The following is an 11,407-nucleotide window of genomic DNA, read 5'->3' on the forward strand; positions in this document are numbered from 1 at the left end:
TCCCTAGTGTACTGTGTCTATTTTTGTGTAATCAATCTTGTTTGCTTTTGGTGAGCTGTCTATATTTTTGACTGTTTTAAATTTACTGTATCCAATAAAAGCAGCACACAGAAAGAATAGTCCAATAACTAATGCGCCTACCCACTGAATTTGTAAAAACTCTAGTTTAAATAATAGTGTTAATAGAGACAGAGCGACAACATTCCCAAGTATATATTTCATTTTACCAAAACGTTTAACAGTAAGGTTTAGGTTATCTGTATATAAACGCACTAACGAGTCGAGTGAGTTGATTACAAATACAATACCTACAAATACCATAGCAAAGTTTTTAATACCTTGAGTTGGGATCCCTGCTTCATGATAGTGATAAAGTACGCTAAACCATATCGCAATAGGAATAGAAGGGAATATCAACATCGCACCTAATACTTGGTATGTTTTAAGTCCACCAACAAAGCGTGATGTAAATTGACCAATCATTATGCTCCAGGCAAACCACCAAAATAAGTAAAACTCATGGTAATCATTCAACGGTAAAATAAATTCGTTAATGTTGGCAAAGTAAGTGCCAATTGAGCCCAAGTTATTAGTAAACGCAGACATTTCACTATCACCAATAACAAACGCGCCAACCCACATGAAAGCTATTAACGCTAAGAATAACCACGTAGTCGCAATACTTAAAATACGCACATATTTAATGTCGGTGCTTGAGTACACTGCAAAACAAATCGCGGCAAATACAATTAAATAAAACTCGCTAACTACACTTGTACCGTCACCTAATTCGGGTAAGTACCAAGGTAAATTTGTAAGTAGTAAATAAGCTGTAAATGCACATGTACCAATAATTACAACATTATTGATAAATTTAACCCAAGGAATTTCGAAAAATTTAACTTTAGGTTCTATTACACAGAAATAAAAGCACGTAAGAAAGTAAAATCCCCAGATCAAGAATCCCCAATAGCCAAATTCAATAGCCAGTGGATTTGCAAACGCGTATTCTGGGCTTGCTTTTATGTCTGCATAACCTGCAAACTCAGTTAAAGGAAACATAATAAGGCCAACATCAAGGCCTGATGTAAAAAGTATCGCTATAAACGTAAAGGTTTTTACCGGTGTTACACCTACTACACGTACATTACCCCATTTAAGTAAGATAATAACAACTGCGAGTAAAGTAAAAATGATGCCTGCATTAAGCCAAATAGTCATTGTTACCCTCCAGTAATGAATAAAAATAATTCATAAGCACTCCGTATTTTATTGTTTTATTCTTGCATTAACACAACGTAACCTATTTACATCGTGTGCCACTACAAGACACGCATTGGTTTAGTCCGACGAGACTAAACCAGAGCATGTGGCTAAAATTAGATCTTTGAACTACGTTGTGTTTCTTGCCAGTTTGTTGTTATGGCAACATTCACATCCGATTTCTGTAATGGGTTTTTACCCAAAATTATGTCAGCTGCTTTTTCGGCAACCATAATGGTAGGTGCATTCAAGTTTCCGTTAGGAACTGTTGGGAATATAGATGAGTCAACAACACGCAGTCCTTCAATACCATGTACTTGCGTATTTGAATTAACAACGGCCATATCATCTTCACCCATTTTGCATGAGCAAGAAGGGTGGTAGGCACTTTCTACGGCTTGGCGAACAAAAGCATCTATTTCTTCATCTGTTTGAATATGTTTACCAGGTTGAATTTCTTCATCGCGGTATTCATCAAAGGCACTTTGTTCGATTATATCGCGTGTTAAGCGAACGCACGCTCTAAAGCCTTCAATATCGTCTTGGTGTTCAAGGTAATTAAATAAAATAGTTGGTGGCTGCTCAGGGTTCGCAGAAGCAATAGTAACACTACCGCGACTTTTTGGTTTGTTATGACCAACATGTACCTGAAAACCATGACCTGCAAATGCACTTCTACCATCGTAACGCATAGCCGCTGGTAAAAAGTGATACTGAATATCTGGCCATTCAACACCTGGTTTTGAGCGAATAAACGCACACGATTCAAAATGATTCGTTGCACCTAAACCCGAACGCGTTAATAACCAGCGCGCGCCAATCAACCCTTTTGAAATAATGCCTAGCTTGCCGTTAAGCGTGATAGGTTGCTTACACTTGTATTGAAAGTAAAACTCAAGATGATCTTGTAAGTTTTGACCTACACCTGGTAGATGATGCTGTACTTCAACGCCTGCTTTTTCAAGCGCTTGAGTATCACCAATACCAGAGAGTTGTAAAATATGTGGAGAGCCGATTGGGCCTGCACTTAGTACAACGTCTTTTGCAGCATGTGCGGTTTTGACGTCGCCATTTACTTTGTATTCAATGCCTGTGGCTTTTTTGCCATCTAAAATCACGCGTTGTGCGAGTGCACCGGTAATAATCGTTAAATTACTACGCGATTTAACAGGGTCTAAATACTCACGAGACGCAGAGCTTCGCACGCCGTCTTTTACGGTCATGTGCATTGGGCCAAAACCCTCTTGCTGCGACGCATTATAATCATCTGTAGAAGCGTAACCTGCTTGTACACCTGCTTTGATAAAGGTGCGGTAAAGCGGGTTTTTCATTTCGTTGCCGTTATTAACGCCAAGCGGGCCTTTGCCACCACGGTAAGTATTTTCACCAAGGTAAAAGCTTTCTGCTTTTTGAAAATACGGTAAACACGATTGGTAATCCCAGCCGTTTGCACCGTGTTGCTGCCATTCGTCAAAATCTTTTGCGTGGCCACGTACATATACCATGCCGTTGATAGATGACGAGCCGCCTAATACTTTGCCTCGAGGACAATGCATTTCACGGTTATCTAAATGAGGCTCAGGCTGCGTATGAAACTGCCATGCGTATTTGTCACTATTCATAGGAATAGATAACGCGGTTGGCATTTTTATAAAAATACTTTTATCGCTACCGCCAGTTTCTAGTAGTAACACGCGGTTACTTGAATCTTCAGATAAACGGTTTGCTAAAACACAACCCGCCGAACCCGCGCCAACAATAATATAGTCGTAATGATTACTCATAGTAGGGCGCCTTAAAATGGGCTTTCTATGTCGGCCATACCAACATAAATAGACTTAGTTTGCGTGTATTGATCAAGAGTTTGTATACCATTTTCACGGCCAATGCCCGATTGCTTATAACCGCCAACTGGCATTTCAGCAGGTGAGTTACCGTATGCATTAATCCAACAAATACCAGCTTGTAACTTATGAATAACGCGGTGCGCACGTTTAATATCGCTAGTAAATACGCCTGCGGCCAAGCCTAGGTGAGTTGCGTTAGCGCGTGCAATAACATCGTCTTCGTCGTCAAAAACAAGCACGCTCATTACAGGGCCAAATATTTCTTCTTTAACGATAGTCATATCATCATTACAATCAATAAACACAGTCGGTGCTACAAAATAGCCATTAGGTGCAGATTCAGGTGAAAGCGTTGTACCACCAGTTAATAGCGTTGCACCTTCTTCAATACCTTTATTAACGTAGCTCATTACTAGTTCTTGGTGCTTTTTAGAGATAAGTGCGCCAAAGTTTGTATTTAAATCTTGCGGGTCGCCAGCAATAATGTTTTTCTCAGTGCGCGCTTTAAGCTCATCAATAAACTGCTGATATACATTTTTATGAACGTAAATACGTGTACAGTTAGTACAAATTTCGCCTTGCGTATAAAAGTTACCTAACATAGCAGCGCTAACAGCTTGCTCTATATTGGCATCATCAAATACTAATAGTGGAGATTTACCACCAAGTTCCATCGTGACATCTTTTAACGTACCGGCAGCACTTGCCACTACTTTTTTACCTGTGCCTACTTCACCCGTAAACGACACTTTATCAATATCGCTATGCTGAGTTAGCCACTGGCCTACATCGCCTGCGCCTTGAACAACATTAAACACACCTGCAGGTACGCCAGCTTCAACAAATACTTCTGCAAGTTTAATTGCGCCAAGTGGTGTTTCTTCAGATGGTTTGAATATAAATGCATTACCAGCAGCAAGGGCAGGGCCCGACTTCCAACATGCAATTTGTAGTGGGTAGTTCCATGCACCTATACCCGCACAGATACCTAATGGCTCTTTACGTGTGTAATAAAAGTCATCACCAACCATTTGTTGTTGGCCTACTTGTGCTGGCGCAAGGCCTGCAAAGTATTCAATTACATCAGCGCCGGTTTCAATATCAACACAATTTGCTTCTTGCATTGGTTTACCGGTATCTAGTACTTCTACGAGTGCTAACTCATCGTTGCGCTCGCGTAAAATAGCCACTGCTTTTAATAAAATACGACTACGTTCAACGGGTGTCATTGCTGACCACTGTGCAAAACCTTGTTTTGCACTGGCAATGGCTGCGTTTTGAATAAATTCGTCGGCAATTTCTACTGCGTAAATAACCTCACCCGTTGCTGGGTTTGTTACATCAAATGTTTTGCCGCTCTGGTTTGCAAGAAAATGGCCGTTAATAAAATTTTGATAGACAGGTGTAGTCACGCTAGGCTCCATATTGCTTGATAAGTGAAAGTACATAGCTTTTTGCTAACTTTTCACTGTGTTTAAACTGATTATTGTCTGATTTACTCAGTACTGCTCTTAACCATAGGCCATCGATCATCGCGGCGCTAAGTTCTGCAGCTTGATTTGCTTGCTCAATAGGCATTAATTGCTTAAAAGAAAATGCTAAATTACTTTGCAAGCGTTTACTGTTTACGTTTTGTAGTCTGTGTAATTCTTCATCGTGCATTGATTGCGCCCAAAAACTCAACCACGTTCGGGTTGTATCATTACGCTGTTGTACAAGCGCAAAGTTGGCTTCGATAATAAACATTAAACGCTCAGTGGCAGTGGTTTGATGACTTACTTTACTTATTAAGCCTTGCTTTAAGCTTGTTAGTAAGTATCTAACCGTGGCTTCAATTAACCCCTGCTTTCCACCAAAATAATGGCTAATGATACCTGATGATAAACCTGCATTTTTACTAATGCTGTTTATCGTTGTGCCTTGAAGTCCCTTAGTAGCAACTGACTCTATAGTTGCGTCAATTAGCTGCTGACGTCTAACAGGTTCCATTCCGACTTTAGGCATAATTATTATTAATTGAACGTTCAATAAAGATAAGCTTAAGGTAATAGCTCTAATAATTCAAGGTTAAGGTAAACACCGAGATATTAAAATGTAGATAGAACATTAATGATCTAGTGATTAATAGAATAAATGCAATGATTTTAAAGTGGGGATATATTTAATAAAATCAAATGGTTAAGTTTGTTTTTTTGAGTATTTGATATGGTGATGATTTCGTTACTATAATAGATTAAGAAAATCATTATAAAATCGTTAGTACCGTAATAGTTAGAGTACTAATAGTGTTATTTTAATGCAAAAGAGTATTAAACCTACAATTAGTTAGTGTTCTAATAAACACATGTGTAAATAGTTGACCCATAAATTAATTAATATTTAAACTAGATTCGGACAACATGATGCTCTGACTTTAAATTTTTATTGCTATTAAGCGTTATTAATAACGCCTTTAAATAGTAGGGGGTAACGTCTTAGTCTATTGCCAATGTAGTCATCAGCTAAAATTTGCTGGCAAATAAAGTCTATATCTTTGCTTGTCTCAAAGACCCAATCAAAACGCTCTATAGCCAGTAAAAAACCACGCTTTAAATGACTTTGAGAGCGGTACTGTTCTAGGTTTTTTTGAATAATTGAGATTTTGCTTGGATCAGCTTGAAGCTCTTCTACTACTTGGTTAATAAAAGTAGTATTGAGCTTACTGGTAGGGCGGTGTCTTAGTTTTCGTGGGTGCATTAGCGCTCGTTTGCAATGTTATATAATTTTTTCAAAAAGTCGTCCTTATGCTTTTCATGTTGGTAGTCAAGGTGGTAAGTATTATGAAAACCAAAGCGCAGTTCTACGCCGCTACCTTGTAAATATACGGTGTAACCGTCTACGTCAGAATAAGCAGTAACCCCTTGATAATGTTTACCTTCATCAGTCATTTCGCCTTTTTGAATTATACGTTCATAAACGGCCAAAATCTGTTTATTGTCGAGTTCGTTTTTCATGCTTTATACCTTTTATTTAGTAACTCATACGATACAGATATGAGGGTCGATCAACTTAAAAACAATAGCTAAAAAAGTGTGATATTGCTTTGTAATTTAGCCTTTTTAAATTATGCTCAAAACTCATTTATTGTTGAGCTTACACCATGATAGACAAGGCGTTACTACTAAAAACTCGTGAATTATCGGATCAATTAATTGCATTGCAAACGCCTATTAGGATACTCGATGCTATTAATTGGGATAAACAAACTAAAGAGGAGTTTTTTAGACAAAAATGTCAAAAAAATCCACTTATTGATCGTGCATACTATCAACAGCGCGACCTCGGTTTTGTACCTAGCGAGTTACGCCAAGCGTTTTCTACTTTGCACCGTAACATTATTAACCAATTGGGGCAGTTAAATCCCATTGCTCAATACATGGGAAAAATGTGCACAGAGTATAAAACGGTATTAAGCATGCTTGAGTATCGTGGCACACCTGAGTTCCATGACTTATCGGTAGAGTTATTTGGTCATCCTAAAGATTTATTTCATGCCGGTGAGCCCTCACTTTCTGAGCTAGCTAATATGCTAGATAAACCGCTGCAAAATTTACTCATAGCCGACATACTACCTGACGACCCTAAAAATATTGCTGCTGTTGATGCGGTGCGTATTTTGTCTGAGCAAGTAAATGCCAGCATGGCAGGTATAAACGTAGAGGTTATGCTTAGCGATGGGATTGTCAGTGATGCAGCCGCCGGTGCAAATAATATAAAACTAAATCAAGATGTAAGTTTTTCCCAGCGTGAGCTTGATATTTTAGAAGTTCACGAAGGGTGGATACACGTAGGCACAACTCAAAATGGTTTGGCTCAGCCTTATTTAACCTGTTTAAGTAAAGGTACGCCAAGCTCGACTATTACCCAAGAAGGTTTAGCGGTACTTACCGAAATTATTACATTAAAATCGACCCCAAGGCGTTTATCTAAATTAGTGAATCGTATTCAAGCCGTTACAAAGGTAATAGATGGCGCTGAGTTTGTAGATATTTACCGTGACTACGTAGCGCAAGGTTTATCAAAAGATGACAGCTACACACTTGCGCAGCGTGTATTTAGAGGCAGTACGCCAACAGGTCTGCCGTTTACAAAAGATATTGCCTACATTAAAGGCTTTGTACTGGTTTATAACTTAATACGCGTAGCAATACAGCTTGGTCGAATCGATAGGCTACCTTTATTATTGGTAGGTAAAATATCGATAGATGACTTTAGATTAATATCGCAGCTTCATGATTTAGGTGTGATAGAGAGCCCACAATTTGTGCCGCCACACTTTAAAGATTTACGCGGTTTGGCCACCTGGTTGAGCTTCGGTCGTTTTATTGGCGACTTATCGTTTGAAAAGTTAGAAAACGATTATAAGCCGTTATTTTTATAATTATAAATTATTGAAATTAAGTCCTTTAATAGAATTAAGAACTGTTGATGTCTAATAAGCTTTTTGGCGTGACAAAGCTAGTTTATATGTTAACGGCTAAGGCGTGTTGAACTTTGTCGATTGAATTTCGTTAAATCAGGGAGAATCATATCGCGGCGCGAGGTTTTTAACCTCGTGGTTCGGTAACTGCTCCTGCTTTACCCTATTGGTTTACTCCATGTAAGAGCCGAGCACAGCTTCCGCGTCTTACCTGCGTCCTTGTCTCTTGAACACAATTTGTCTGTCTGTTGAATTGGTATTAACAATTCGACAGATTCGACCATTTCAGCTAATTTCAACCATCCCTTTGCAGATGGCTTTATGCTAACTCGAACATTTCTCTTACTTTCATACCAACCACCAAAGAGCAACATGCCCTAGTCGTTTATTTTAAGTTATTACTCTAGGTCATTTTTATATAAATACAAAAGCCCGGATAAAATATTTATATCCGGGCTTTTTCATTTCATTATTCAGTTATTAATAACTTAGAATGAAAGTCGAGCGCCTAAGTAAAAACGACGAGGCTCAACCCAGTCGGTTGCTTGACCAAATGCAAATGTACCATCACCTTTTTCTAAGCTCTGTTCAACCGTTGTTGCTTGATCATCAAGCAAATTAAATACATCTAAAAAGAACTCTGCTTTATAGCCATCAAAGTCATGAGTATATTTAACACGAATATCTAATGTGCCATAAGATGGTGTTACTTCGCTACCTACGTTTCCATCAGCTACCCAATTAGTTGTATAACCGCCAAAGTCATAGGCAGTATCAACTTGAAGTGGTAGGTACCGTCCTGAAATTGATTGCGTTTTACTATAGCGAGTACCTGAATTCCAGTTATATACACCACCTACCTCAATATTATTATCAAAATAATATGTACCTAACAATTTAAACTGATGCTCAACATTACCTGGCTGTTTGCCATACATATTTGGCGCACGAGGATCTAAAATTTCCCAGTCACCTTGGAAATCAGCGTTGCCATCTGAATTCGAATTACCTTTTGCATCGTTGTTTGTGTATGACGCAAGCATAAACCAATTATCAGTACGAAGTTTTTTAAACGTTACTTCAATACCTGTATACTCGCGTTTACCGCCAGCAAGAGTACCAATAACATAGTTAGAACCTGGGTTTTCATCATAACCAAAATATGAAAGAGGAAGTTCTAGGTCCGTTCCTGCTAAGTAGCCTTCTTCGGAATAGATACTTAAATCGTAATCTTCCATAATATCTTTAGTAGTACGCTTAGTATACGTTACGGATATATTAGTACTTTCGGTCAGATTCGTTGAATAACCAATTAAGTATTCATCCGTATAAGGTGTTTTAGTACTCGGTGAGAAAAAGGCATCTTGCTGTTTTGCACCACCGCGTGTTCTAAAGGTAACCCAGTCATCGTTGACATATACGCGTTCTTCTAAAACAGAACCGGTTAAATTACCCGCAAAAGAAGTCATGTCAGTACGAAGTGGATCGTAATATCTGCCACCAAACGCCCAAACTTTAGAATCACCATCACCAAAAATATCGTATACAATGCTTAAGCGAGGTGCTATTTCCCAATCAAAAGTAAATATAGTCTCGCCTGTTGATGCTATATGATCCCACTTTTCAGCACGCAAACCTGCGTTAACGGTTAGGTTTTCGTATGTTACGCTGTCTTGTAGATAGATCATTTTACCTTTAGTTTCAAGTTTAGACTTTGCTTGCTGAACTTGTTCTATTTGATAAGCATTTATATCACCGGTAGGGTTACCTGCACTGCTACTAAATATGATAGCTTTAACTTCATTTTCATCGACTATACCATCGCCACTTGTATCTGCACCGTGTAAGTTACCACTATCATTTAGAGCTTTTGCAACACGCACGTAATCAGCCGCTGCAAGACCTTTCTCACCAGTCCAAGAGCCTATTGCGTATGTTTCAAATGACACGCCACTATCAGCGGCCGCAATAGAATTATATTGAGTACTACCATTGTAAACACTGTTTGTAATATTTTCGTTTGTTTCAACAGAGTAACCAGCTTCGATAGTATGTTCACCAAAATCAGTATCTAAATAATATTCAAAGTTAATGTATGCGCTTTTCTTATTTCGATCCCTCAGAGTGTCAGCACCTAAACCCCCGATATCGGTTTGAGCTTTAGATGGCGATGCACTTAAAAAGGCAACATCACTGCGTGTTGATTTATCTGATGCTACAGACGAATATTCAGCTTCATGACTCATATAACCGGCGTTTATAATTAAATCTTCCCACGAATGTGAATAATCAAGTTTATAGTTGTCGCCACCAAGTTTTGTACCTGACTGTCTATTAAATGCCGTTGTAGTTGATGTTGAACCTGATTTTTCTCTCGGATCATTAAAGTAAGTAAAGACGAGTCGATCGTTGTCAGTTGCTTGCCATGTAAGCTTACCAAAGCCAAGATCAGACTCATCTGTTACTGAATGGCTGAATGCACCAGTGTCAGGATCGCTGATGTCGCTGTCACTATTTTTGAGTTGATAAGACGCGAAAAACCAAAGTTTATCTTTGATAATTGGCCCACCTAGGGTAATTGCAGTGTCATAATTTGAGAAATTATTATTTTCTTTTGACTCATTTTCGTAATCGGCGACTAAGCTGTCATTTTGAAAGTAATAATTTATAGAGCCATGGAACTCATTACTACCAGATTTTGTAACAACACGCGATACAAGACCAGCTCCACCGGCATACTTTGCTGCTACACCACCAGTAATGACTTGCTGCTCTTGAATTATCTCTGAGTTGATATTACCACCGGCTGTACCATCAACATTATCTGTTACATTAACACCGTCAATATAATAAACGTTGTCTGTTGAACTACCAACAGTACCACCAATATCAGAATAGTTGACACCTGACTTCGACGATGGATTGCCATCGGTAGTAGGTTTTACACCAGGTACTAGTTGAAGATAGCTTTGAAAGCTTCGACCAGTAGGAAGCGATTCCGTCATATCAAGAGTAACATCAAGACCAGTAGACGATGATGTAGTATCAATTGCAGTTACAGAACGGCCTGATACAACAATTTTCTCTATTGAATCAGTACTGGAAACGACTGAGTAATTTAAATTTAAGTTTTTGTCTGTAATTACTCGAACATTTTTTGCTTCGAATGGTTGAATTGAATTTCCTGTAATATCGACCACATATTTACTTGATGGATCTAAGCCCCTAAGTAAAACATAACCTGCAGAGTCAGATACTCCTTTTTTACTAACTAAACTTTCTGGTGACTGCACTGAAATGGTTGCGCCAGCTACTGGATTGCCTTGTTTATCTGTAACTCTTATTTTCAGTCCACCAGTATCAGCAGCAAACGCAGTGCTAGAAATACTGATAGAGGCAGCAATAGCGATAGATAATAATTTCTTGTTAAATTTTTTCATTAATTTTCCCTAATTCATTGTTATTTGACTTACTTTTGATTAATAAATCACCATAAACATTAACACTATTTTTTAGAATGTAAATAGCTTTAACTTTCATTTATTTGTTTTAAATTAGTTGTTAAGTACTGATTTATGACGGAAGGGGCGGGATTCTAACTCTCTAAATAAGAAAAATAGTCTATTTAGTAGAATGAAAATTATATGTGATTTATCTAAAAAATGCAGTTGGGACGAGCAACTTCGTTTTAATGGTGAAACTATAAAATAGGGCAGTTACACAAGTATTTTGTTAAGCCGTCAAACATTGTTTTTTGCTTGCTCATTTGAAGCGATGATTTCTGCACGTTTAAACGTTGTAGTGGGTTGTCGTAGCTAATTTTATAAGCGCCCATCGT

Annotated in this window: 8 protein-coding genes; 1 reads left to right on the top strand and 7 read right to left on the bottom strand. The window is 38.3% G+C overall.

Features of this window, described 5'->3' with window-relative positions; all coding sequences use genetic code 11:
* Positions 1–3 precede the first annotated feature (3 nt).
* The 6 genes from DC53_RS08905 to DC53_RS08880 form a co-directional block, all read right to left on the bottom strand.
* Complete coding sequence (locus DC53_RS08905) at positions 4–1,221, bottom strand: BCCT family transporter (protein WP_007376369.1); 1,218 nt, start codon at positions 1,219–1,221, stop codon at positions 4–6.
* Between the two features lie 158 nt (positions 1,222–1,379).
* A complete protein-coding gene (gene betA, locus DC53_RS08900; protein WP_007376368.1) occupies positions 1,380–3,047 on the bottom strand; it encodes a choline dehydrogenase in 1,668 nt (555 codons plus the stop codon).
* An 11-nt stretch (positions 3,048–3,058) separates the two neighbouring features.
* On the bottom strand, positions 3,059–4,522 hold the full coding sequence (gene betB / locus DC53_RS08895) for a betaine-aldehyde dehydrogenase (protein WP_033030146.1): 1,464 nt from the start codon (positions 4,520–4,522) through the stop codon (positions 3,059–3,061).
* 1 nt (position 4,523) lies between these two features.
* A complete protein-coding gene (gene betI / locus DC53_RS08890; RefSeq protein ID WP_007376366.1) occupies positions 4,524–5,099 on the bottom strand; it encodes a transcriptional regulator BetI in 576 nt (191 codons plus the stop codon).
* 441 nt (positions 5,100–5,540) lie between these two features.
* Positions 5,541–5,846 carry a hypothetical protein gene (locus DC53_RS08885; protein WP_033030148.1) on the bottom strand — a complete coding sequence of 102 codons (306 nt, stop codon included), beginning with the start codon at positions 5,844–5,846 and terminating at the stop codon, positions 5,541–5,543.
* Entirely contained in the window at positions 5,846–6,103 is a 258-nt protein-coding gene (locus tag DC53_RS08880; RefSeq protein ID WP_007376364.1) for a DUF3081 domain-containing protein, read from the bottom strand. The genes DC53_RS08885 and DC53_RS08880 overlap by 1 nt, the downstream gene beginning before the upstream one ends.
* A gap of 146 nt (positions 6,104–6,249) precedes the next feature.
* Here DC53_RS08880 and DC53_RS08875 point away from each other — a divergent pair, with 146 nt between their 5' ends.
* Positions 6,250–7,530 (top strand): flavohemoglobin expression-modulating QEGLA motif protein, encoded by a 1,281-nt coding sequence (locus tag DC53_RS08875; protein WP_007376363.1) that lies wholly within the window; start codon positions 6,250–6,252, stop codon positions 7,528–7,530.
* 527 nt (positions 7,531–8,057) lie between these two features.
* Here DC53_RS08875 and DC53_RS08865 read toward each other — a convergent pair.
* Entirely contained in the window at positions 8,058–11,009 is a 2,952-nt protein-coding gene (locus DC53_RS08865; protein WP_008137163.1) for a TonB-dependent receptor, read from the bottom strand.
* Positions 11,010–11,407: the final 398 nt, after the last annotated feature.

Origin of the sequence: Pseudoalteromonas fuliginea (assembly GCF_000690055.1) — a bacterium.
Taxonomy (GTDB): Bacteria; Pseudomonadota; Gammaproteobacteria; order Enterobacterales; family Alteromonadaceae; genus Pseudoalteromonas; species Pseudoalteromonas fuliginea.

Coding starts and splice junctions, on each gene's coding strand:
- DC53_RS08905 (WP_007376369.1), bottom strand. CDS start 1,221: ATGACTATTTGGCTTAATGCAGGCATCATTTTTACTTTACTCGCAGTT.
- betA (WP_007376368.1), bottom strand. CDS start 3,047: ATGAGTAATCATTACGACTATATTATTGTTGGCGCGGGTTCGGCGGGT.
- betI (WP_007376366.1), bottom strand. CDS start 5,099: ATGGAACCTGTTAGACGTCAGCAGCTAATTGACGCAACTATAGAGTCA.
- DC53_RS08885 (WP_033030148.1), bottom strand. CDS start 5,846: ATGCACCCACGAAAACTAAGACACCGCCCTACCAGTAAGCTCAATACT.
- DC53_RS08880 (WP_007376364.1), bottom strand. CDS start 6,103: ATGAAAAACGAACTCGACAATAAACAGATTTTGGCCGTTTATGAACGT.
- DC53_RS08875 (WP_007376363.1), top strand. CDS start 6,250: ATGATAGACAAGGCGTTACTACTAAAAACTCGTGAATTATCGGATCAA.
- DC53_RS08865 (WP_008137163.1), bottom strand. CDS start 11,009: ATGAAAAAATTTAACAAGAAATTATTATCTATCGCTATTGCTGCCTCT.